This window comes from Chitinophaga horti (assembly GCF_022867795.2).
GTDB classification, from domain to species: domain Bacteria; phylum Bacteroidota; class Bacteroidia; order Chitinophagales; family Chitinophagaceae; genus Chitinophaga; species Chitinophaga horti.
In genome coordinates, this window is record NZ_CP107006.1 from 2,509,780 (window position 1) to 2,532,911 (window position 23,132).

Annotated in this window: 18 protein-coding genes; 5 read left to right on the forward strand and 13 right to left on the reverse strand. The window is 50.6% G+C overall.

All coding sequences use genetic code 11. From position 1 onward, the window contains the following. Nucleotides 1-39 precede the first annotated feature (39 nt). Nucleotides 40-1,125: a D-TA family PLP-dependent enzyme gene (locus tag MKQ68_RS10185; protein ID WP_264283197.1), complete on the reverse strand. Its 1,086-nt coding sequence runs from the start codon at nucleotides 1,123-1,125 to the stop codon at nucleotides 40-42. A gap of 72 nt (nucleotides 1,126-1,197) precedes the next feature. Here MKQ68_RS10185 and MKQ68_RS10190 point away from each other — a divergent pair, with 72 nt between their 5' ends. Next, a complete protein-coding gene (locus MKQ68_RS10190; protein WP_264283198.1) occupies nucleotides 1,198-2,235 on the forward strand; it encodes a hypothetical protein in 1,038 nt (345 codons plus the stop codon). 83 nt (nucleotides 2,236-2,318) lie between these two features. On the opposite strand, the gene MKQ68_RS10195 is transcribed toward MKQ68_RS10190, so the two are convergent. Continuing rightward, the gene (locus MKQ68_RS10195) at nucleotides 2,319-4,874 is read right to left on the reverse strand and encodes a hypothetical protein (protein ID WP_264283199.1); all 2,556 of its coding nucleotides are present in this window, start codon (nucleotides 4,872-4,874) and stop codon (nucleotides 2,319-2,321) included. A gap of 96 nt (nucleotides 4,875-4,970) precedes the next feature. Between MKQ68_RS10195 and MKQ68_RS10200 the strand changes: the two genes are divergently transcribed. Further along, a complete protein-coding gene (locus tag MKQ68_RS10200) occupies nucleotides 4,971-5,495 on the forward strand; it encodes a hypothetical protein (RefSeq protein WP_264283200.1) in 525 nt (174 codons plus the stop codon). Nucleotides 5,496-5,620: 125 nt separating this feature from the next. Further along, nucleotides 5,621-5,977, forward strand: coding sequence for a cupin domain-containing protein (locus tag MKQ68_RS10205; protein ID WP_264283201.1), 357 nt, complete (start codon nucleotides 5,621-5,623; stop codon nucleotides 5,975-5,977). A 284-nt stretch (nucleotides 5,978-6,261) separates the two neighbouring features. On the opposite strand, the gene MKQ68_RS10210 is transcribed toward MKQ68_RS10205, so the two are convergent. From MKQ68_RS10210 to MKQ68_RS10220, 3 genes are all read right to left on the reverse strand, one after another. Beyond that, a complete protein-coding gene (locus MKQ68_RS10210) occupies nucleotides 6,262-7,149 on the reverse strand; it encodes a helix-turn-helix transcriptional regulator (protein WP_244839042.1) in 888 nt (295 codons plus the stop codon). A gap of 159 nt (nucleotides 7,150-7,308) precedes the next feature. Then, nucleotides 7,309-9,477: a response regulator gene (locus MKQ68_RS10215; RefSeq protein ID WP_264283202.1), complete on the reverse strand. Its 2,169-nt coding sequence runs from the start codon at nucleotides 9,475-9,477 to the stop codon at nucleotides 7,309-7,311. Between the two features lie 173 nt (nucleotides 9,478-9,650). Continuing rightward, nucleotides 9,651-10,346 (reverse strand): LytR/AlgR family response regulator transcription factor, encoded by a 696-nt coding sequence (locus MKQ68_RS10220; protein WP_264283203.1) that lies wholly within the window; start codon nucleotides 10,344-10,346, stop codon nucleotides 9,651-9,653. 263 nt (nucleotides 10,347-10,609) lie between these two features. Between MKQ68_RS10220 and MKQ68_RS10225 the strand changes: the two genes are divergently transcribed. Further along, complete coding sequence (locus MKQ68_RS10225) at nucleotides 10,610-10,987, forward strand: hypothetical protein (protein ID WP_244839038.1); 378 nt, start codon at nucleotides 10,610-10,612, stop codon at nucleotides 10,985-10,987. Nucleotides 10,988-11,144: 157 nt separating this feature from the next. Here MKQ68_RS10225 and MKQ68_RS10230 read toward each other — a convergent pair whose 3' ends face one another. The 4 genes from MKQ68_RS10230 to MKQ68_RS10245 form a co-directional block, all read right to left on the reverse strand. Further along, nucleotides 11,145-13,736, reverse strand: coding sequence for a phosphoenolpyruvate carboxylase (locus MKQ68_RS10230; protein WP_264283204.1), 2,592 nt, complete (start codon nucleotides 13,734-13,736; stop codon nucleotides 11,145-11,147). Nucleotides 13,737-13,878: 142 nt separating this feature from the next. Beyond that, nucleotides 13,879-14,901, reverse strand: a complete 1,023-nt coding sequence (locus MKQ68_RS10235; RefSeq protein ID WP_264283205.1) for a pectinesterase family protein — start codon at nucleotides 14,899-14,901, stop codon at nucleotides 13,879-13,881. A 281-nt stretch (nucleotides 14,902-15,182) separates the two neighbouring features. Continuing rightward, a complete protein-coding gene (locus MKQ68_RS10240) occupies nucleotides 15,183-16,523 on the reverse strand; it encodes a DUF6055 domain-containing protein (protein ID WP_264283206.1) in 1,341 nt (446 codons plus the stop codon). A 76-nt stretch (nucleotides 16,524-16,599) separates the two neighbouring features. After that, nucleotides 16,600-17,604, reverse strand: coding sequence for a bestrophin family protein (locus MKQ68_RS10245; protein WP_264283207.1), 1,005 nt, complete (start codon nucleotides 17,602-17,604; stop codon nucleotides 16,600-16,602). A gap of 119 nt (nucleotides 17,605-17,723) precedes the next feature. Here MKQ68_RS10245 and MKQ68_RS10250 point away from each other — a divergent pair, with 119 nt between their 5' ends. After that, nucleotides 17,724-18,188, forward strand: coding sequence for a hypothetical protein (locus MKQ68_RS10250; protein ID WP_244839032.1), 465 nt, complete (start codon nucleotides 17,724-17,726; stop codon nucleotides 18,186-18,188). Between the two features lie 18 nt (nucleotides 18,189-18,206). On the opposite strand, the gene MKQ68_RS10255 is transcribed toward MKQ68_RS10250, so the two are convergent. From MKQ68_RS10255 to MKQ68_RS10270, 4 genes are all read right to left on the reverse strand, one after another. Further along, nucleotides 18,207-20,234 carry a redoxin domain-containing protein gene (locus tag MKQ68_RS10255; RefSeq protein ID WP_264283208.1) on the reverse strand — a complete coding sequence of 676 codons (2,028 nt, stop codon included), beginning with the start codon at nucleotides 20,232-20,234 and terminating at the stop codon, nucleotides 18,207-18,209. A gap of 66 nt (nucleotides 20,235-20,300) precedes the next feature. Further along, nucleotides 20,301-21,593, reverse strand: coding sequence for a TlpA family protein disulfide reductase (locus MKQ68_RS10260; RefSeq protein WP_264283209.1), 1,293 nt, complete (start codon nucleotides 21,591-21,593; stop codon nucleotides 20,301-20,303). Nucleotides 21,594-21,603: 10 nt separating this feature from the next. Further along, the gene (locus tag MKQ68_RS10265) at nucleotides 21,604-22,434 is read right to left on the reverse strand and encodes a hypothetical protein (protein WP_244839025.1); all 831 of its coding nucleotides are present in this window, start codon (nucleotides 22,432-22,434) and stop codon (nucleotides 21,604-21,606) included. After that, nucleotides 22,404-23,114, reverse strand: coding sequence for a PKD-like family lipoprotein (locus tag MKQ68_RS10270; RefSeq protein ID WP_264283210.1), 711 nt, complete (start codon nucleotides 23,112-23,114; stop codon nucleotides 22,404-22,406). The genes MKQ68_RS10265 and MKQ68_RS10270 overlap by 31 nt, the downstream gene beginning before the upstream one ends. Nucleotides 23,115-23,132: the final 18 nt, after the last annotated feature.

Here is a 23,132-nt window from a genome sequence, read left to right on the forward strand (position 1 = left end):
GTTACGGAAATTTGTTAACGTAAACGGGACTACGAAATGTTAAATATTGATGCGCCTGTTGCGGGCGATTACCGCCCATTCTTTCGTGGCCCGCCCATCTTCCACCACCACCGCCCGTTCGTACAGGGCTACGGTAGGGCATATATGGACAGGCGCGCCGTAAAACACATCTCCCACGCTGTACTTTGAAGCATCCGGCACCTTCAGCACCAAATGCTCCTCGCTCTGGCGGATGGGTGTAGCTTCCGGAGCATTCAGGAAAAACACTCGCGGGAACGGATTTTCGGCTGCCACCGACTTATGCCCCAGGTCCGTACAAATTGTATGTTCATCAATAATGGAAACTACACGGCTGATGACCAGTGCCGCGTAATCAAATGGCAGGTCGGGTAAGGTGGTTTTATAGCTATGGTCCCAGAACACGAATGTACCCGGACTGCATTGTACACCCGTCCGGCGCCTATGCGTCGGCAGCGAGGGCGAGCCGCCCACCACGATGACCGGATCCGTACCGATGGCCCCGGCCAGCTTTTCTACCGTCTCAAAACCAGCATTGCTGCGCTGCTGCCTCGTCGCTATATCTGTATCGCTCACATGCCCATCGTAAGCATGAAGGCCCACCATGGTAATGCCGGGCAATTGCAGTCCCCTATTCCAGAGATCCAAAGCCCCCTCGCCCGGACGAATGCCCGACCGGTCCATCCCCGTATTAAGGTCGATAAATACCCTCATGTCTCCCGTTGACAATTCGCTGAGCGCCTCCAGCGAACCTGCATTATCGACCAGGCAAGAGAATACAGTAGCCGGGTAGCTTTTCATCAGCTGCAGGAAACGGATCGCTTTCGGCCCGATGGGCTGGTAGGCCAGCAATACGTCCGGGGCACCGATTAAGGCGAGCATTTCTGCTTCGGCAATGGTAGCGCACTTGAACTGGGTAATACCTTCGTCGAGCATCAGCTGGCACACTTCGGCGATCTTGTTCGTTTTTACATGCGGGCGGATGTTTGCCGGGTCGCCAACGAGTTGTTTGAGCAGGCGTATGTTATGGAGGGCCCTGTCGGGGTAAACGACGAGCGCGGGCGAATCGATAGTGGCGATGTTGGAGAGGTGATACCAGGTGTTCATATTGTTAATGATCGGATATTTCAGGGAAAATACCAAATGCACGCAGACTTCAGCGCCCTTCAATAATCAAGTATGGAAAATATTGCCGACCTGAATATCGCCACCCTTTCGCGCACTTACCGCGAAGCCGGCCCGGCGCACAAAGGCCACAGGACGATCGTTCGCCTGCAAGACAGCAAAGAGAAAGGTCTCGGCTGGTTGTTGCGCCATCATAATGAGGCCACAGTGTATAGCCGCGAGCTTACACAACGATTTGAAATAGATGCGTTACTCCAATACTATGCGCTGCTGCAGGTGGCCATCACAGCCGGTTACATTCCGCGGCAGCTCAACGAAACACTGAAATCAGAGATCATCGGGGTACTGACTAACCCCGACGTACAAACGTATTGTTCAAAAAACTATCCCTTCCAGCTCCCCTCACTCCTGTTGTATACCGTGCGTGACGGTATCGACTTCCTGGCAAACGATACGGGAACGAGCAAGCGCCTGTTCAATGAGTTTTTGCTCACCAACCGCCTGATCGAAGAAGACGCGGAGGTAACTTGTTTCCTGCGGATGCTGGATTATGTTAGTTATAACAACGAAGACATTGACTCGGTGATCGAACTACTGGCCAATCGTACCAAACTCGCCAAAGTGCTTAGTAAACCAGCGGAAACCGAGGGTAAAGAAATGGCGGTTTGGGGTTTCATTAAATATGCAGACTTTCTCGTAAAACTAAAAACGGTCATTCAGACTGCGGATGCAGAACCAAAACTACAAAGCGTCATGTGGGAATACCATTCCTATTGGTTCCGGATCATGGCAGCAGAGATGAGAGGCTTTTTTGACCAGGCGTTTGCGAATCTTGCGGATGCCGTACAAAAGACGAAAACGCCTGCCATCTTTGAACAGGAGGATGAGGAGTCAAAACTACTATATGCTGCGTACCAGCAACAATTAGCAGCTAATATCGAGATCTCCCGGCAGGCAGTGCATTTCCTGCTGGAGCATGACTACTCGGTATTGATCACGCAACACCTGGTGGCCATTCCGTTCACGCGGGGATTAGAGAAGCCTGTTAAGGCCCTTCCGAAACTAAAGATCAGGCCACGTAAGAAGGACTAAGGGCCGGACAGTCGCCCATCCGGCCCTCACTCACGGGTATATTGGAACCACACTGCCTTTCTCCGAAGCAGCGCAGAGATTCCCTATTTCTTTGCTACGGTCTTCGCTTTCGGCGTTATCCATGGCGATAATGCCAGGAAGGGAGCCGTTGACACCGGCCGCACACCGTCCATCTTATTCACAATACCAAGCAGGGTGGTCATCGCTGTGTTTTGTTGCTGGTCCAGCACCGCGCTTACCCGCATCCGGCGGATCACAGAGCGCGACAACCAACGGGCCAGCGGGAAGTTCAGGGTAGAATCGCGTTTGGTCGTATCAAGATCATTTCGCAGGTCGCGAAGGATCTGCCTGTCCATAAGCGCGGCCTTAGGATCGCGATTGGCGGGCGCCGTTTCGTCTACAATGAAACGATTGTTTAACGCCACCTGTATGTAAGTGACAGCCGGATCTTTGCCGCCAATGTAACGCGCACGCTCTTCAAAGTAGGAAGCGCTACCCTCAAAAGGCTGTGCCGATAACGCTTTCAGCGGCAGCAATAAGGGCAGTTCTGATTGCAAAGGTTTATACAGATCTTTCTCTGAAGATCCATTTTTGAGATACACAATATACATCATGTACTTGCCGGACAGCGAATCACGCACTAATAAATCACGTAACTTCTGATAGATGTCTAATGTCGTTTTTAAACCGGTATTTTCATGATAGCCGCCGTCCACAAAACTGCCAAGGGTTTCGATATAAGCCGGCGCACTGAACAGCGGGAACAGTTCACTCGTATTGCAAACCTGTCCAAGGGAAACGGTTTTATTTATATTTTTCTCGCAGATGCGTTTACCGGCATGATCGCAAATTGACGTATCGTACAGGTAGCCGTTAATATCAATGGCATCATTAAAATAGTCGTTCCCCAGCTTTACAGGCGAGAAGATGCCCCGGCGCCCATCATTACTGCGACAGGTATTTACAAAAGCCAGCGGCCTGTCCGTACGAAGCACCACCTTACCACTGTCCCCGGTTTTGTAAAAAAAGCTCATATAATCCCGCAGCAAGTCCTGTTCCGCCAGGGGAATTGCTGCATGATTATCCACCGCTCCTTCCGACAATACTTCCTGTATAGCCCGTTCTGTATGATAAGCTTCCTCTTCCTGCAAGGCAGTGTTCCTGTCGCGGGTACTACGATCCAGGAAGAACGGCATTGATTTCCAGAAATCGGTAACCAACAGTCCACTGATAGAGCTGCCGACGAAATTGTTTTTATACACTTCTCCAGGCAGCTGTAGCCACCGCGCGTCGATGCTATCGCCATTCATCGGTTGCTCCCAGAAGGCGAACAGTGTGCCCAGTCCCACGGAGCTGCCCGAAACAGTCGACAATGAGAAAATATAGTTGCGGAACTTTCCGCGCGTGAGGTAATCGAAGTTGATCAGGTTTTCGCTGAACCACATGCCAGCCCGTGACCCTCCGCCTTCTCCGGCAACGAGTATAATCGGATACGGGACGCCAGACTGATTATCCTCGATCGCCTGTTTCAACAGATCATAGCGGTCTTCGAGCCGCAAACGCTCTTTCCCCTCCAGGATCGAAACATCTTTGATACCGTCCATTGTATAATGATGTACGGTGAAGTTGACACGCGGACTGTAATAGATCACCGCTATGAAAATCACGATCAACACAGTAGCCACAAACTTACGCTGGCTGGTAACGTTGATGAAATAAACGAATAAGTCGATGATAAATACATACAACGCAAATATGTACAGCAGCGTGGATTCCGGCGCCAGTTCAAATCTGCCTGAGGCATTAAAAAGGGCGATCACGATCCCCACATGCAACAAAAACAATACTACGTAGGCGATCGTATTGCCCAGGTAACGGCGATAAGAACTGTAAGCCGACACCCGTCCGCCACGATGTTTCGCGAGCAAAGCTTTATCGGCCTCAAAGTAGATCAGGTTCGCCAGGCTGGCCAGCAGGTAAAGGACTACCACCAGCGCCACTTTCGCACCGTTATATTGGTTACCATGTACAGCCGCAAACCAGATGATCGCCGCCAGCAGCATCACAGCCAATCCAAGTACACACCACTTGCGGGCGGGCCCTTTTACTTCCACATGAAACAGCGACAGCAGGAACAATTGCAACACCGACAAACCCGCAAATAGCCATCCCATCAGCGGACCATTAAACAATACATAGGCCAACAACCAGAAAGGCGCCAGCGGTAGCGCACGATGCACGAAAAACAAGTGCTGCCGGAAAATGGAAATGTATCGTCGTTTTCCCTGGTGCGCGTTATCCCGCTGTTGGAAAAGGAATGCCGGGATGATCCACATCGACACGGAGAACAGGATGGCGCTGCCGACGGTAAAAGCAATGCGATCCAGCCCGTAAATACTGTCCGGTTCGAACAGGCTCACGATGAGATCGCGCCCCTGCCCCATTTTTGTGACGATAGCCCAAAACACAACGAGGAAAAGGATTTCGATACCTGCATCTTCCAGTATAAGCCCGGCGAGCCTTACCAGCGTTTGAAATCCACGAAGAAAGGAGGCCCATACAGACCGGCCGGCGATGGTGGTTTGGCGGTACAGCAGCCGCCAATACGACTGCAAGCCCTTGTTGTAATAAGTGGTCATATTATTTGGAGTTTAACACCGAAAAGAATTAAATTGAGTAAGCATCTCTTCACCATGAAACAATCCCCTTTCTCCCCAAAACTCCTGATCCTCCTTGTGCTATTTTTCACATGGACGCAATTGTTCGAATGGATCAAATCCACCAACTTTTTTACGCCAAACGGCCGTGTTACGCATATCATCGATACACACCTGATGCCCGACACGAGCATCCATTCATGGCCTGAATATACCGATCGTTTCTTCGATGGCCCGTATGTTCGCGAAGCCGCGGCACATTACAGTCCGGATCAGTACTTGCGGAGCTTTTACCTTGTGGATTTCATTTTCCCGATCATCTATCTGAGTTTATTACTTACGCTTACAGGATATTGGAAAGGGACTGTTTTTTACCGCTTATTCCGTGCTGCTATGATCGCCTGTGCGCTGTTCGACCTTTTGGAGAATACCAGTTTCGCTTATTACTTATTTCACCAGGATGGGAATTTGTATCATTACGTGGCCATTTTCACTACCCTAAAATCGGTGCTGTTTGGTCCCGGCATGCTAACAGCCGTGATTGCCTTTGGGGCGGCATGTGTTCACTGGTTCAGCCATAAGCGCACTGTTCACCCAAATTAAAAGAAATAGTTGGAATTTCAAAATCGCCCATGCCCCATGGCGCCTGCTGCGGGCCGATTTCCGAACGTTGCCGGCTCTACGAAACTACGGCCTAAATTGTTATCTTCGTTGCTTTACAGGCAACCATGAAAGCATACAGACTATACACCACCGCCGACGGAGGCAGCGCGTTTGAAGAGGGCAACATTACCAGGCAGCAACACATCACCTCCGCCTACTTTTTCCTGGCAGAGGATGCACCCGAAAGGATGGAGTACGACTGGCACCCTGCGCCGCACCGTCAATACGTGCTTACGTTAAGAGGCGTACTTGAATTTACCGTCACCGATGGCAGCACCTTCCAACTGCACCCCGGCGATATCCTGGTGGCTGCCGATACCATCGGCACTGGCCATAAATGGAGCAGGCTGAGTAACGAAAGCTGGATGCGTACTTACATCGTGCTCGAAGAGGGCGCAGAGGATGGGTTTACACCGCTATAAAGGCACCTCTCCTTATCAACTGTAAAACACCATATTACCGCATCACCGGAAAATGTCTGCTGGCGCGGCATCCTTGCTACATCCTTCCTGCATCCTTGCTAGATCCCTGCTAAAACACTGGTGTTTCAGCTACTTTTTAGCAACAACTTAGCAAGGATGCAGGAAGGATCTAAGAAGGATCCAGCGGGAACGCTCAACTCATCCCGCTAAAAATCAGCCTTCGCCCCATGAAAAACCAGGGTTCACCCCAGCACCGTTTTTTGCACGTTACGGATGATCTACTTTTACGCCATCGCCATATGACTCTTTTTGAAGTCGGAAAAGTTGGTCCCGCTGGCGTTTTTGAAATATTTTGAGAAGTGGCCGATGTCGGAAAAGCCCAGCGCCCAGGCAATTTCCTTCATGCTGCAATCCTGGCTGGCGGCTTTGCACTGTGCTTCCTGGATGATGCGTTCGCGGATATGATGACGGGCAGAGAAGCCTGTAGATTTCTTCACCGTCCAGCTGAGATAGTTAGGCGTCACGAACAACATCGCTGCGTATTCGGCCACCGTTTTGGTGGTAGCATAGTGTTTGTCGAGAAGGCTGATGAACTTATCCGCCAAACGATTATTGATCGCATAGGTTTCTGTGGTATGATTGCCTGCCTGCTCCCGCGCGATATGTACAAAGAAAATTTTCAGGTAACGGCGCATCATTTCTGCGCGGTAAGGTTTGTCGCTGTTATGTTCTGCTGATAATTTGCTGATCAGGTCTTCCAGTTCGGCGGCTGTTTCCTCTTCCAGCTTATAGTCACTGGCCTTTTGCAGCAACTGGTAAAAATCAGAGCGGTAACCGATGCCTGGTTCCACATCGCCGGTGTAAAGGAAAGCTTCGTTAAACCGGAGGATCTTGCCTGCTGCATCATCAGAGAGGGACAGCTGGTGTAATTGCCCGGGCGCAACACCGTACAGTCGGGCCGGTGTAAGTTCGTAAGCATGCAGATTTACGATGAGTTGTCCGCCGCCATTGGTGAGCCATAACACCTCTACAAAATCGTGGCGATGCGTTTGGCCGGCATCTGTAAGTAACTGTTCCTGCAGCTCGCCGAGTGTGAAGATAGAAAAGAATGGGGTGCGTACGATAACGTCAGGCTGGTGATTCGCAGTGTTAAGGGTAGTGTGGTTGTACATACAATTCTTTTAGATGTTTGAAAGGCGTGTAATTGTTTATACCGTGAAATTATGTTTACGCCTCCCCTTTCCCTGGTGCTACTCGTTAAACGGGCAATTTAGCTCGGTGAATATCAGCGCAAAAAAAACGGGACGCTATGCATCCCGTGTACGGTCCTTTTAAAGTCTGGCGTGAAAGTGCCGCGCTTCTTCCAGTGCGCCTTCGCATATGTTGCGTAGCTCCATGAACGCCGTACTGGCCTCATCCTTACCGGTAGTATATTCCAGCAGGTCGAGCAGGCGTTGCAAACGTTCAGTAAGCCCCATAATTGATACGCTTGTTTTCATGCTGTGCGCTGTGCGATGGAGTGCTGGCACATCATGCTGACCGATCGCCTGCTGCATGAGTTGCAGTTCTTCCGGAATCATTTCGATGAACTGGCAGGTGGCCTTCTTTTCGTAGTTGCGATTGCCTTTACTCACCGATTGCAGGTACCCCAGGTTAATGTACTGGTATTGCTGCGTGGCAGATGCGGGCTGTTCGCGGCCGCCGGTGAATTGTATGATAAGATCGTGCAATATGCGCTCGTTCACCGGTTTGGAAATGTAATCGTTCATGCCGTAGCTGAGACATTTCTCCCGTTCCCCGGCCATTGCGTGAGCCGTCATCGCGATAATGGGCACGTTGAGATGTAACTGCTGCCGGATACTTTGTGCGGCGGTATAGCCATCCATACCGGGCATTTGTATGTCCATTAAAACGAGATCGTAGTGCTTTTCCTGCAACATGTTAAGTGCCGTCATCCCATCTCCCGCAATGTCAAAGTTCAGTTGCCATTGTGCCAGCAAATGACGCATCAGCTCCTGGTTCATGCGGTTATCGTCCACCACCAGTAAATGTACGGGCGCACTACCTTCACGTTTGTACGGGGTCACATCCTGCACAAGTTTCAGCGTAAATTGTTCTGTAGAAATGCGGTATGGGATAGAGACGCGGAAGCTCGTACCTTTGCCAGGCGTGCTTTCCACCGATACCTCTCCCCGTTGTAATTCGACCAGCTTTTTAACGATGGATAATCCCAGGCCGGTGCCACCATAACGGCGGGTGATCGAATCCTCTGCCTGTAAAAAACGTTCAAAAATGGCAGCTAGTTTCTTAGGGTCGATGCCAATACCGGTATCCTGTACCAGGAAGCCAAGGGTGATCTTGGAGCCATCGGTTTCCTTATTTTCCACGCGGATATTTACAGCGCCTTTATCTGTAAACTTGATCGCGTTCTCGATCAGGTTCACGAGTATCTGCGTTAGTCGCACTGGATCGCCGATCAGTGTATCCGGAATACCTTTATCGATATCTACAGCGAACCTGAGTTCTTTTTCCCGCACCTTTTCGCTGAACAGTGTTTCTACAGAGTGTAACAGGCCACGCACACTGAAAGTGCTCGTTTCGATACGCATCATGCCGGCTTCTATTTTAGAGAGATCCAGGATATCGTTCACGATGGTCATCAGGTTTTCTCCGGCGCTTTGAATGGCACCTACGAACTGTTGCGACTGTCCGTCGAGCTGCCGTACTTTTAACAGGTTGGTGAACCCTAACATGGCGTTTAAAGGCGTGCGTATTTCATGGCTCATATTGGCCAGGAAATTCTCCTTGATCTGCGCGGTTTCACGAACTTTCTTCTCAGAAGCGTCCAGCCGGACGATCAGCGCACTTTGCTGGCTATAGCGATCGATGATGAACCAGAAAACAGCACCAGCGGCCAATACAACGATCACGATGAGGATGATATTCCATTGCAAGGCCTTTTTGCCATCGGCCTCGATTGACGTACTTAATACGGTAAGATAAGACTGGCGGCTATCGAAGATCGCGCGGGTCACCTGGCTGATCTCATTGGAGATCTCACGCGCACGCGGGTTGGCGATCAGGCTTGTATCGTCCATATGGCCGGATCGGAAAAACTCGTGCATCAGTTTATTCTTAGCCGTTAGTTTTTCCCGCGCCAGGAAGCCAAGCCGTTCGATATGTTTGACCGCTGCGGGATCTACGTTAGCGTCTTCGATGGTGTCGAGCAGACTTTCCACTTCCGCGATCTTCAGGTTTACGCCTTCGATGTGGGAAGTGTCGTCGGTAGCAATCGCCGCACGGATGCGGCTTTCGACCCAGATAATATCACGCTCCACTTCACCCAGACAATTACCGAGTCTCAGTTCGCGCAATAACTTGGCGTTACCGTCGACCAGGTTATTAATATTGCGGGATGAGTTATAATGGATGTATAACATGAGCGTCGTGCCGGTGATAAAGGCAGCGATAATCAGGTAGATGAATCTCTTTTGCGTCATGAATGCAGATTTGCGGCAGAAAGCTAAAAAGCCGGGGCAATGCTGTTACCCCGGCTGACAATTACTATCTGTTGGTCCCTTTTTCCGGGATAAAGATCGATTGTTACCTCCTGGCTTCATTTATCTACTGGCCCCCGGGGGATTTTCACTCGCCGGAAAGGGCTTTTCGCCCGTTAGAGGATGCGGAGGCGCTGCGTAAGGGCTTTGCGGTAGGCGTCGGCCACCGGCAGGGAATGTTCTGCTACCATCAGCACACCACCCTGCAGCGTATCGATCTTGTTAACCGCCACGAGGTACGACCGGTGAACCCGCTGGAACAAAGCGGCCGGCAATCGTTCTTCCACGGCCTTTAATGATGTATAGATCGCGTAAAACTTCTTAGCGGTATGCAGCTTCACATAGTCGCCCATTGCTTCTGCATAAAGAATATCATCCAGCTTTAGCCTGCGCACCACATGCGAATCACGAATAAAAATAAATTCTTCTTCGGTGGATTCGATCGCTACCTTTTTACTCTCTATGATTTCGCGGGCCTTTTCCATGGCGAGGAGAAAACGCGCGGGCGTAACCGGTTTCACGATATAATCTACGACGTTGAGTTCGAAAGCTTCCGCCGCATATTCCTTTTTTGAAGTAGTGAAGATAATGGCGGGTCGGGCGCTGCCAAGGTTTTGCGTAAGTTCCAGGCCGCTCATGCCCGGCATTTCAATGTCCAGCAACAGTAAATCCACCGGCTGGCGCTTCAAAAAGTTATAGGCTTCCATCGCGGTGCTGCATTCCCCGGCGACGGTAATGCCATCTACCTGCGAAGCCAGTTCCTGCAATATAGAACGCGCTATCTTATTGTCATCAATAATTAGACTGGTCATTTAGGTTGGTGTTACTCGTAGTGTAATTTGATTAGCAGTCGACGGCGCTAAAATAAGAAAAAAGTAGTGGAAGAGATGGCTGCTTTACCCAAATTGTGTACAAGTCCACACAACAACTACTCGTTTGAGTGGCACGCTATAAAATCTTTTACACAACCCGAAAACGCATCAAAATCAAACACTTATACCAGGTGCCGTAGTAACAGGTACGCCGTTTGCATTTCAGCTATCAGAAATTAATCGTTCACCAAACTGAAAATTTTATGAAATCCTTCCTGAGCATGATTGCAGCATTGCTGTTAACCGTTGTGATCTTTTCCTCCTGCAGCAAAGACAAAGACCCGGCAGACACCGACGTATTCGCAGGTACCTTCAGAGGCACTATCAGCTACTCTGATGATACTAAGACCATTAACCCGGTTGAAGGCAGCGTATTCGTTACGAAAGTCGGTTCCCGTTATGACTTCCGTTTCGACAATGGCATTCCTGACCTTACCGGTGTTCAGTTCGAAGAACGTGATGCGAACACCATGGTAAGTATAGGCGACGCGGGTACCGGTGCTATTACCATTAACAAAGACAAACTGCAGATCTTATTCTCCAGGAACAGCCGTAACTGGTCGGCCGATTGTACAAGATAATCAGCTGCATTACGTCTACGCACGTACGCAGTTAACACCGAATCACACCAAAACGACGCAAGAAAAGCAGCCGGGGGCACACGCTCCCGGCTTTCTTATGTCACTAAAAAAAGCCGTCCCTGTTATGGAACGGCTTTCTGCTTATGTGGTAATTATATTATACTAAATTCCTGCCGGCGTTCACAATGCCATACACCGTGCGGATCACCAGTTTATGATAGCTGCTCTTAAGCGCTTCATCCTCTGTTTCTTTCGCACGTTTCAGTGCATAGTGTTGAATTACGACGAGCGGCAGCATAATACGTTCGCGCATTGCGATCGACGTTTTTTCAACCGGGTATTCGCACATCAGTTCCTGGTTGCCGGTCAGCTCGCGGAACATTTCTATCGTGAGGTCGTATTCTTTTTTAAGTAATGTCCAGAAAGCGCCAAACTGCTCGTCCTTCTGCAAATGCGCCGTAATACGGAAATCGGATTTGGACATAGACATGATACAGTTGTCGATCATAGTCTTGAAGAAACCGGATGATTTGTACAGGCGTTTCGCATCTTCCCAGCTGCCGTTATCACTGATGTTCTGCAATGCGGAACCCATGCCGTAAAACGCGGGCACACTTTGTTTCAGCTGACTCCAGGCCGTTACGAAACTGATCGCCCGTAAGTCTTCGAGCTTCAATGGCGCGCCGGCATTACGTTTCGTCGGACGGCTGCTGATGTTGATGTTAGACAACAGTTTCAGCGGGCTCATTTCCTCCAGGTACTTGGTAAACAGGGGATGCTCCCGCAGTTTCACGAATTTGTCGAAACTCACTTCGGCCATACCGGTGATCAGTGCTTTTTCTTTCACGCCCAGCTGATCCTGCAGACTAGGATGCAATACAGCACTTAAACCTGCATTGACGAGTTGTTCAATATTAAACTTCGCCGTTTCCACGGAGCCGTAGAGTGAGCTGACTGTTTGTCCCTGTATGGTGAGCTGTATCTGGTCGTTCGCAATTTCTTTACCCATAGCGGCATAGAAACGATGTGTTTTACCACCGCCACGGGATGGGGGACCTCCACGGCCATCAAAGAACACCAGGTCGATGTCGTATTTGCGCGTAATGGCTGTCAGTTCGGCTTTCGCCTGGTAAATAGACCAGTTGGCCATCAGGTAGCCACCATCCTTGGTGCTATCGGAAAAGCCGAGCATGATCATCTGCTGGTTGCCGCGACGCTCCAGGTGTGCTTTGTAAACAGGATGTGTATATAATTTTTCCATCACGCCCGCTGCTTCCTTCAGGTCGTTGATCGTTTCGAACAACGGCAGGAAGTCTACGGTAAGGCCTTCTTTCGTCCACCCGCTCCATAAAAACAGGTTCATGAGCTGAAGGATATCGGAAGCCTGCTGGCAGTTACTGATAATGAAACGGTGACAGGCCTTCTCCCCGTTCTGCTGCTGAATTTCGCGCATCAGGCGGATTGTACAGAGCGTGTCGTTGATCGCAGCGTTTGGATCGTCGGCCGCTGTTTCCAGGCAAGGGTAATCAGCTTCGTCGAACGGTATTGCTTTCAGCTTTTCGTTTTCCGCAAGCGCCTGGTAGGCGTCGGCTTGCAAACCATTGCCCAGTTTCGCTTCGGTCAGACCGTAACGGAACACGCTGCGCAACACCCGGCTGTCCTGGCGAATATCGAGGCTGGCAAAGTAGCAGCCGAACAGATTTACTTTGAGTATGAGCTCGTCCACCAGATTGATGAACAGGCTGTGGTGATCATTTACCAGCGTATGTTTGATTTGTGAGAGCAAACGTACCATTTCGTCCTGCAGGTTGCCGGCGGCGGGTTGCGGATTAAATGCGTTCTGGTAAAAGATCTTCTCCAGCGCGGCCATGGGCGCCTCCACACCACGGAACGTGATGCGGCGTTTCAGATCACGGAAGTCGCGGTAATAACAACGGAAAATCGTTTGACGAAGCGAAGCTGCCACCGTACGGGTACTGGAGGTGACCACATTTGGGTTACCGTCACGGTCGCCGCCGGGCCAGAAGCCCATCTCCAGCAAACCGGCGCCGGTAGCGCTAAAGCCAAATATTTCGTTGAGTTTAGATTGTATTTCATATTGGGCATGATAAAACACATGCTCCAGGAACCATATCAGGCTGATGGCCTCGTCTACAGGCGTAGGCGAAGTTTTATTAAAAAAAGGCGTTTTACCCAGCTGCTGCAGTAACAGGTTGATGCTGTTGATGTCGTTGGCACGTATCGCCTCGATGAGGTCAGTCATGATCGTGAGTACCGTGCCGGGGTAAAACTGTGTTGGGTGCGCGGTCAACACCAATCGCAGCGAAAAGCTTTCGAGGCGTTTACGGATGCCTTCTGTGAGGCTTTCGTCTTCGGATATCTGCTGTAACAGGCCTTGCAGCGTGCCGCTGCCGTCGGTGCGACTGAGTTTACCGAACGAGGAATCTTCGATCGCATCAAAAAGTACGACCTGCCTTTCTATATATTGAATAAACCGGAACAGGCGGTTGATCTGCTCCTGCTCATCGATGCTAGGCACACGTTCCTTAAAGAACGAACGGATGATTTGTTCCGGCGACTGTAATTGCGCCACGCCCTTTTCACAATGAGAGGTAAAAAACGGCAGTAAAATGCCCGTATCCTTCACCTGGTAAAACGGCAGGGTCAGGAACAAACTGTTGTAAAGTTCAAACCGGGTGATGACTTCGCGCTTGTAAATCTCTTTCTGGTTACCAGACTGTATCAGCATCGTTCGTTCATTTGGATGAACAAAACTATAAATTATTATGCAGAAGCCATATCTTTTTTAAAAAATAGCGTTTTTTATTAGCTGGGGATATGTTCTCGCTAACTTTTATTGATTTTTTTCTAATATATGAGGATTGTTAATACTATTCCGGACCCCAACCGGAGAAGATCGCCTTGAGTGTATAAGCTGCCGCCTGCTTTTTGGCAAGCACCCGTGCCCAGGCGGCCCGTTTATCCGTAGCGGCGCCGGCACCGGTGTTGCCGTACTCGGCATACAGCACCGTACGTTCATTTTCCGCCTTTCCCCAATTATGCCAGCCTACCGGCAGGATGTGGGCGCCCAGATCGCAACGGAGAAAAACCGTTTGCGCATCCGGCCGCCAGGGACGGCCCAGGTAACATTTGGTGACGTCGTGGGCAGCAATGAGGGAACAGTCCATAAATACATAACCGTATCGGCTGCCCGCCCGGGTAGCGGCGGCCGTTACGTAGGAGTTTGACAGGCTTTTGATCGTACAACGGCGGAATACACAGGTGGCCTCGCCGAAGATGAAGTCCGTAGTACCCTCGATGTAGCAGTCGGTATAAAACTGGCGGCTGCCTTCCGTGGCCGTGTACACCGTATCCTGGTTGCCTAGCAACCGGCAGTTCCGGATCACAGCGCGGTCGCCTTCAACGTGCAGCGCCACTGCCTGTCCCACCCTGCCCGCTGTATTTTCGATGGTGAGGTTTTCGGCGGAAAAGTCGTTGCCCTGCACCAGCACAGTGTAAGAAGTATAAGTGCTGTACTTGGCCCGGCCCAGGTAATCCTTTCCTTCGGGATGCGCTTTGCCGGAGAAATCGGCATTACTGATAATGGTGTTGGCGCTGCTCTCCCCCACCAGCCTTACATTCGTTTTCCAGGACGGGATTACCAGCTTCTCCCGGTAAGTGCCGGCTTTGATGTGTATCGTTACCTGCGCCTGCGACAGATCCCTTACCGCGTGTACCGCTTCCTGTATGGTGCGGTAGTCCCCGCTGCCGTCCTGGGCTACGGTTAGTTCCGATGGGTATGGGGGCACGGTTTGACCGGCGACACGGTATTTTTCCTTCCAGGCGGTATCGGTGCTGGTTTGCTGGGCGTACGTGGTAACGGAGATCAGCAGGCAGATCAGGAATAGCTTCATGGTTTGAAAGCTAGTAAAAATTTGTAGGTTGATGGGAGGATAGTGCGCAAACGTTGCCGGACGAGGGTGGCTTCATTTCATCCGACACGATGATTGCGGGCGTCAAAGGCTCATACGGCCACTGCTTCGCAAGGATGATTGCGTACGTCAAACGCTGGAAAGGCGTCCGCTCCAGCCTTACTTCGTCGCCACCGTCGCCCCGTCCGGCTTGAACTCATACGGCCACTGCTTCGCCAGGATGATTGCGGACGTCAAACGCCGGGAAGGCGTCCGCTCCATCCTTACTTCGTGGCCACCGTCGCCCCGTCCAGCTTGAACTCATACGGCCACTGCTCGTCCGTTTCATCCTTTCCGTCCGTAATATGTTCCCAATGCCCGGTCGGTGCGCCGCTTACAACCAGCCAAAGATGTTCGGTGTTAGCAGGGACCGTGAACTGGGCCGAGCCTATAGTGGAACGGTTCACGTTTCCGTATACACGTTTCCCGTCGGTCAGCATGGCGACGAAACCGTAGCGCCAGCCGGCTTTGTCGGGCTGCAAATTGCGATAACCGGCAACACCTGTCAGACCTTTAAATTGAAGTTTTACTTTGGTTCCGGATGCCGGCACGTTGAGACGGATGGCGTTGTAGCCATAGTTTTGCGGGCAATTAGCTGCGCTGATGCGGTGCCAGCCGTCGGTTACTGTAGTGGACGGAGAGATATGCTGGTTTGCGTACGGCGCAGCCACGTCGCGAATGCGATCGATATCCCAGGTGACGAACCGGCGGCAGGCGTCGAACAATTCGTCGTTCAAGGTAGATTGATCTATTTTGTTCAGGCGTTTGTATGTTGTTACCGGATCTTCGCCAGGCGTAGCATTGCGCCACATGCGACCAATGAAGTCTTTGCCGTGTTTGCCCGACCAATACTCGAGCACATAGGGCGAACAATACTGGTTCTTTTCATGCAGAAAGGCATAGTGCGTTTGTTTCATGAACGACTGCAGGTGATAATTTTCGAACGTCATCCATAAGGGATATACCTGCCAGAGCATGTACTGGGAAGTCATTTCAAAGATCGCCTGTCCACGGCTGCCTTTCGGGGAAGAGGAATATCCCCAGTGGCCGTCCAGCTTCACATAATACTGAAACACATGGCCTAACTCGTGCGCCATGGCACCAAAGGGCTGTTTGTTGATGCGACCCGGCGTTACCCATAACACGCCTACCTTATCACCCGCACCCCCACCGTAGGCGGTAGCATCCTTTGAATTAGTCACGTAGACCAGGGTTTTATAAGCGTCAGACACCGACCGGCCTTTCTCCACGAATTGTAACGTATCTACATAATACTGGTAAAACCGTTCGCATTCTTTTAAAATGCCCGGCATGTCAAAATACTTTTCCGGCGTATCTCCAAAATCCTTCGCCCAGAAAGCTGCGAAGGCAGGCGATTCCAGCTTGCGATGATAGCTGTATAAGCTCGTATCGCTATCATAATTATTGTGATCCGGCACCTGCCAAACCTGTTCGGGTACAAGCAGTTTACGGGCAGATGGAATGCTGCTTTGGGCCATAGCCGATGCGGCCAGCAAACAAACTGGCACGGCCAGGCAATACAAACGGGAGATGAATGTTTTCATGCGATGTACAAGGTAGCACGCCGCCTTTGGGCTCACTTTATTGGATTTAACCAAACCCGTACGTTTTTTAACCAGTTTACAGTACGATATCGTTCATCGGTTGGATAGCGGGCGGCAGCTCGGTTTCGCCCAGCATTTCGCGCATGTCGATCTCGATATTACGACTGATTTGTGTGATGGGCACATCGTTCGCGCTGCCTTCAAACGGGTTTTCGGTACACTCCCCTACCTGCTCCAGTACCAGGAATACCCAGCCAGACAACACCGCAAACGGTACCGTAAGCCAAATTGCTTCGCTGCCATACTTATCAACCAGTTTAGAGAACTCCCCTATAAAACCGAGCGGTAACAGGAAACAAAGCGTATTGGTAAAAAACAGGTTGATGCTGGAATACTGCCTGGGATACGGAAAGTTCTTGATCCGTTCGGCCTTTCCCTGGTGATCGAACAAGTCTTTCAATTGCGCCTCCAGGCTTACGTAGGCAAACTCGGTGATCAACCCTTTTTCGTTCAAGGCCTTTAACGCAGCTGATTGCGCTGCCAGCAACTGCGTCGCACGGTTTTTAGTCGCGAGCACACGGTGCAGCTCCTCCTCTGATATAAAAGGTTGCAGCGCTTCTTCCAGTTTGCCATCCCACTCCGCAACATTATAAAAGTGCAGGTACTCGCGGTTGTAGGGTTTCGTCTTCACGTTTTCCCAGGGCTTGCTCTCCCTCAATTGGTAACGCATGGTAGTGAGCCAGGCAAAATGCCGGTAGAAAAGGTCCCGGTGTACAGCGCTGTCGGGTGTTCTGATGAAATCGCGGAGCATAATACCGAGGCTTCGGCTGCTGTTTACAATAGCGCCATATATCTGCCTGGCTTCCCAGGTACGGTTATACGTTTGTGTGTTCCGGAAGCCGGAGATGAAGGCCGTTGCGGTACCGAGCAGCGCCACCGGCACCCAGGGAATTCCCAGCCAGAAACACCCCGCGAAATAGTATAGGGCTGTGGGTATGATGCTTAACAGCAACATCTTATAGATAAGTCTCCTCGTCCACGGAATGAAGTGTTTGAGTTTGTAGTGACTGGATATGTTCATATAACGGCTTTACAGTAGGTAGACAAAGATATAAATCATTGATTAAAAGCCCGTCGCACATTCCGGCTCTAAATTGCAATAATTCTCTCTATCTTACATCGGCGCAAAGCCACTCCCCTATGAACGCGACTAAGATATTCCTGTACCTGTTTACCTTCCTTTGGCTGTGTGTCGGCACGGCGGCCACCTACAATTACATCCAGTTCCGCAAAACGATCGCCACTACGGAGCCTGTACAATACAGTGTTCAGGAACGTAAAACGCATATCGGCCGGGGGCGTAGCTACGATCTGCTGGTTAACTTCAATAACCGAATTTATTATGTCGCCTCTAATTCTGCGATCCATTACGGTATAGACGATGGCATCTATCCAAAACTATATTATGTACCTGCGAGGGACAAGGTAATTTCCAGCTGGAGCGTGGAGTTTAACAAACGGATCGCGTTAATCGGTTTCGGGTTTTCGATTGTATTGCCATTGTTGTTCCGCCAACAGATGGGTCTTACGAGGCGCGGTAAACTAAATGCAAGGGCCGGTTACCGCAATAAAAAAGCCGGCCAGATCAGATCTGACCGGCATTGATTCGGGTTAACCAATCTATCAACCTTTTTCTTTCTTCAACAATTCAATCACATAACTCACTTCATCTGCCAGCGCAATGTGGTTGGCAGAGCCGCCCGTACTGGACCAGCGCACTTTCCCTTCCTGGTCGATGATCACTTTTAAAGGAATACCGCTCGCTTTCAACGCAGGCGCAAAGCCGGCGTACACTGCATCCAGTTTGCCGGTAGCAGGATTTTTATCATCGTACAGCACGTTAAATGAATACTGCTTCTCTTTGATAAAATCCGTGATCATCTTTTTATAGTCCGGATGTTGCTCCATCGTAGCGATGAAATAGAACGCGACGTTTTTATCCTGCTGGTACTTATCTACCGCCATCTGCATGCCCGGCATAGCCAATTTGCAATAGTAACACCAGGTAGCCCAGAAGTCAATCACCACGATCTTCCCTTTTTGTTGTGCCAGTGCTACCTGCTGACCTTTGGTGTTGAGCAACGTAAAGTCGGTCGCCGGCAGGTTCACCATCGATTTGCGGATTTCTTCATGTTGTCTTTCCAGGTACTCTTTGGAAATAAGTGACGTGACGTAGTCAGCAAAATCCTTGTCCGACTTATGCTCTTTTACATATTGCTTGCGCAGGATATCGAGCATTTCGGGCGTGTAGGAACCGGTGTAAATCGCCGCGCGAATGACCTGCAAAGCATCCTTTTCGCGACCAGTTTTGGCCAGCGACAGTGCATAGGCATGATTAAACTCGATCTTGCTGCTGCCCATATATGGACGTACGATTTCAGCGTAACGCAGTGCATCTTTATAACGGCCTAGTTTGGCCAGTAACACGGCCTGGTAAGCAAACACGCTCTTGTTCATCCTGATGTTCAATACCGCCCATTCGCTCTCGGCATACAAACCGCGACCAGCACGGTAGCTGTCCGCTGACTTACTGCGCACCAGCATGGTATCGATGATGGTTTGTCCGAGTACGGCCAGTTCCTTTTCAGTGTGAGGCGGCTCGTCCAACCGTAAAGCGTAATCGATGAAATGCGTGTAGCTGTCTTCCAGCATCAGGTACGGACAAGTGCTGAACAAATTGCTCAGCGCCTTCCAGTTCTTTTGGCGGTAGTAGATGTTGGACATGTTGCGCAGCACACCTGTGAAGAAGTGCGCATCGCCATAGTGCTCGTCGAGGTAATCGGTATAGGGATAAGCAGCTGCCGGCCATTGGCGGGCGAATTGATCCCAGCCGGCCACCCTTGCTGAATCGGTGCGGGCCAGGTACAGGTTGAAGATTTCGTTAAGCCTTACAGCCAGGCCGTTGGGGTATTTAGCGCGTGCGATCGCTTTGATGGAGTCGGCTCCTTTGCGATTTTCAAACACGCCATCGTATACGTTTGCGAGCGTTAACAAGTCCTTCTCAGTCACATCCGGCAATGCTGCTATCTCCGCAGCACCGGCGCGTAATACACTATCCACACGGTTTCCATACGCCTCGCGCAAATTCAGTGCTACTTCCGGAAAGCGGTGGCGGCGCACCGACAGGTCGAGCCACTCTTTAGGCAGGTAGATCGTCATTACGCGTGGCTCGATCAGCGACTCTTCCCTTACGAGCGGTGAAATGCGGCCACGGCGGTCGCGGCGGCGAATGAGCGCGTACTCGGTATATGCACCGGAAGCCATCTGCCTGGTTTTACCATCATGCACTACGGCGAAGTTGGGAAAACGGCGGCCATTATCGATGCTGTCGCCCACCCAGAAACGCCATGCCAATGCAGCTGTACCTTCAGGTATTACAAATGGGCCAACGTAACCCGTATCGGTTTTCGTTAGAGGGAAGTCGTACCCTTTCCACTCAAAATTCCTGTACACATACACATAGCCTTTTACCGGCAAGCTGTCGCCGTACCCTGCCACCACCGGGTCATATACCACACCAATCGTATCGCCCGTGTAAATCACAGCCGGCACGGTGCGCCATGATGGTTTATACTGCGCCAATGCAGACTGACAGGCAAAACAGAGCAACAAGCAGCTTAATAAAAGGCTGCAGCCAAATCTTCTTTTCATTTTATTTGTGGGTTATTATTTGCGTAAGAAAGGCCGGGTGCCTTGGAAACACCCGGCCTGGCACCATTATTCCCTTGTCATGTTAACCATCATAACAATTTCATCTGCCAGCCTGGAGGGACTGCCCATGTAGCTGATGACACTAAAGCGCAGTTTACCTTCTTTATCCAATATCATCTTGTGCGGAATGGCTGTTACATTTAACTGCTTTGCTGCTTCATCGCTCGACTTTGCATCGTCGAAGCCATCGAACAGCACGGTGAACGGATAGTTATTGTCTTTGATAAATTTATTGATGTCGTCTTTATATCCCTTCTTGTGCTCATGCACCACAATGAAGTAAAACGCCACGTCTTTCTGCTCGGAGAGACGGTCCTGCGCCATTTTCATGCCCGGGAAAGCCGCTTTACACGGCGCACACCAGGAGGCCCAGAAGTCCAGCACGACGATCTTTCCTTTCCAATCGGCGGAGCTTACTTTGTTGCCGTTCACATCGTAAAGGGTAAAGGCAGGCAGGTCTTTTTTGATGAATTCTTTCTTCAGTTCCTCCTTCATGGCTGCTTCCACATCTTCGTCACGCAGCGTTTCGCGATACTTATCAAAACCCTCTTCTGTCTTGTACTTAGCTACGTAATTCGCTTTCAGCATGTCGAGCATGGCTGGTGTAGCCTGGTTGTTACGCACACTGTTTTCCAGCACCGTATGCGCTTCGCGCTTCTTCTTCAGCGCCAGCAGTATGTCGATATGCTCCTGGTTCAACGACGCGTTTTTGTATTTGAAAAAAGCATTCAGTTCCTCCGCAAAAGGCAGTGCTTCTGCGTTGCGGCCTACAGCATGCAGCAGGCTTGTATGCGTAAAGATCATATCCCGGTAAGCCCTTTCGTACTTGAGGTCCCACTCCGCTTTGCTCAGGTTGGCGTATTCACGGGGAGCAGTTTTGAAAGCAGGCATTCGTTTAATAATGATCTCCGATCTTTCCAGCAGAGATGCCGGTGCTTCTATCTTATGCAGCAGGTACAGGGAAATGCTATGGTAGTAAAAATCGACCAGGCTTAAGAACGGCAGCTCGTTGATGTACGTGGCCACGTTTTTGTTCATCTCCTTCGCGGGGATGGTCAGTAACTTCTGGTAGATGCGATAGTACTGCACATTGGCCTTCGCGTCCGCCTCTACATCGGTTTTATCCATCGGGTAATCTTTCAGGAACTGTTTTGCCAGCACAATTGCTTTGGCGGAATCCTGCTCGCCATATGCTTTGTAATAAGCTGTTCGCTTCGTCGCTATCGCGTTATCCTGCGCCTGTGCCTTAACAGCCATCATGGCCAGCACCATTGCCGCGCACCATACAATTTTCTTCATGTCTTTATGTTTAAATGCCCGTTCCACGGAACTTAAATGTCATATCCATCACCCTACCGAAACCATCGTACACTTTAACCGGTGTGGGGTCGATGTTGCCGCTGGTGATGTTCATCTTCAGCTCATACACGCGGCCTTGTGTGCCATCCCAGGTGGATACGAATACCACGGTATTGTTGGTAGCGTTGAAGTCCAGTGTGGTTTGGTTCGCGTTCATGCTCGACTTAAAGATTTTCATACCTGTAATTGTTTCCCCCGCACCAAAACCGCTGAAAGTCGCGGTAGCCTGACCGCTGCCGGCATAATCGTAACGGTAGATCGTACGGTCGGTGGCATACAACGCCACGCTGCCCAGCGTACCTACGGCATAGTACTTCGCATTGGCGATATCTGTAAGAGCAGACATATTATACGCTGCCACCGCCGTTTGCGCGCTTTCCGGTGCAGATACGTTCAGCAGGTACAGCCAGCGGCCGTTGCCGGTTACGTCTTTGAAAAAGGCATGTGTATTACCATTCCAGCCACGGTCCATGAACAGGAGATCTTTGCCTACGTTGCCCGGACTAAATGCCCCTGTCATCGAAAACTGGCTAAAGCTCAGGTTCCAGTACTGGGCGCTCGTATACATAAAACGACGGTTCTTCTGATCATATACTACGATGCCCATCGGTGAATAATCGCTGTAAGCGAAATACGGGGCCAGGTAATAGTCGCCATGAAAATCGCCGGAGTAAAAGGCGTCGGCAGGATTGTTCCACTGCGCGGGATGCAGGCGGCCATTGTTGATGAGCATTTCGTGGTCGGAGTTGTTCATCTGCGCCTGCGGATTAAGTGTTGCCACCCCCTCCTGAACAGCTTCTGATCACGCGCCAGCTCTGTCAGTGAAAAGCCATTCACGCGGCGTAATTCCTGGTCAGTGCCAATGGTGATCCAGTTATAGTCCGAGTTGCTGCGACGACTGTATCCTAAAGCCTGCCCGTTACCTTTCAGCTTTGCGCCGGTGTTGGTGAGGAACAGGTTACGCAAACGCTTTTCAGGAGCGGACGGCAGTATGCTTTTGGTGGCAATGTAATCCAGGTCGGTTTCATTGTTGGCCGAGTGCATCACCAGCCAGCCGCTTTCCATATAAGCCAGGATGTTCAGCAGAAAACGGGCGCTGCTCACCATGTTATTAGATTTGTCTGTGGCTACCAATTCCAAATAGTAGTTACCGGGAGCGAGCGTCATTTGTCCGTCCAGCACTCTTTTTGTCGCCACCTGTTTTGGCGGACCAATCACATAAGAGCTGGTCGATTTCTGGTACACCAGCCATTGGTAACTGAGGTTGCCGGTATCACCTTCGTAGGATACTTTAGGCGCTACGTACAGGTTGCCCAGCTGCTCGATATTATAAGTGCCCTGCATACCCGTGGTATCGATCACTGGCGTATCGGCACGGTGGTAGCTGTAGTTCCCCTCGTCCTTTTTACAGGCCGCAGCTGCTACCACTACAATGAGTAAATATTTTATGATGCTTTTCATGATACTTTAAGTTGAGTG

What these genes read in the sequence shown, in the direction of transcription:
- MKQ68_RS10185 (WP_264283197.1), bottom strand. Translation starts at nt 1,125, where the DNA reads ATGAACACCTGGTATCACCTCTCCAACATCGCCACTATCGATTCGCCC.
- MKQ68_RS10190 (WP_264283198.1), top strand. Translation starts at nt 1,198, where the DNA reads ATGGAAAATATTGCCGACCTGAATATCGCCACCCTTTCGCGCACTTAC.
- MKQ68_RS10195 (WP_264283199.1), bottom strand. Translation starts at nt 4,874, where the DNA reads ATGACCACTTATTACAACAAGGGCTTGCAGTCGTATTGGCGGCTGCTG.
- MKQ68_RS10205 (WP_264283201.1), top strand. Translation starts at nt 5,621, where the DNA reads ATGAAAGCATACAGACTATACACCACCGCCGACGGAGGCAGCGCGTTT.
- MKQ68_RS10210 (WP_244839042.1), bottom strand. Translation starts at nt 7,149, where the DNA reads ATGTACAACCACACTACCCTTAACACTGCGAATCACCAGCCTGACGTT.
- MKQ68_RS10215 (WP_264283202.1), bottom strand. Translation starts at nt 9,477, where the DNA reads ATGACGCAAAAGAGATTCATCTACCTGATTATCGCTGCCTTTATCACC.
- MKQ68_RS10220 (WP_264283203.1), bottom strand. Translation starts at nt 10,346, where the DNA reads ATGACCAGTCTAATTATTGATGACAATAAGATAGCGCGTTCTATATTG.
- MKQ68_RS10225 (WP_244839038.1), top strand. Translation starts at nt 10,610, where the DNA reads ATGAAATCCTTCCTGAGCATGATTGCAGCATTGCTGTTAACCGTTGTG.
- MKQ68_RS10230 (WP_264283204.1), bottom strand. Translation starts at nt 13,736, where the DNA reads ATGCTGATACAGTCTGGTAACCAGAAAGAGATTTACAAGCGCGAAGTC.
- MKQ68_RS10235 (WP_264283205.1), bottom strand. Translation starts at nt 14,901, where the DNA reads ATGAAGCTATTCCTGATCTGCCTGCTGATCTCCGTTACCACGTACGCC.
- MKQ68_RS10240 (WP_264283206.1), bottom strand. Translation starts at nt 16,523, where the DNA reads ATGAAAACATTCATCTCCCGTTTGTATTGCCTGGCCGTGCCAGTTTGT.
- MKQ68_RS10245 (WP_264283207.1), bottom strand. Translation starts at nt 17,604, where the DNA reads ATGAACATATCCAGTCACTACAAACTCAAACACTTCATTCCGTGGACG.
- MKQ68_RS10250 (WP_244839032.1), top strand. Translation starts at nt 17,724, where the DNA reads ATGAACGCGACTAAGATATTCCTGTACCTGTTTACCTTCCTTTGGCTG.
- MKQ68_RS10255 (WP_264283208.1), bottom strand. Translation starts at nt 20,234, where the DNA reads ATGAAAAGAAGATTTGGCTGCAGCCTTTTATTAAGCTGCTTGTTGCTC.
- MKQ68_RS10260 (WP_264283209.1), bottom strand. Translation starts at nt 21,593, where the DNA reads ATGAAGAAAATTGTATGGTGCGCGGCAATGGTGCTGGCCATGATGGCT.
- MKQ68_RS10270 (WP_264283210.1), bottom strand. Translation starts at nt 23,114, where the DNA reads ATGAAAAGCATCATAAAATATTTACTCATTGTAGTGGTAGCAGCTGCG.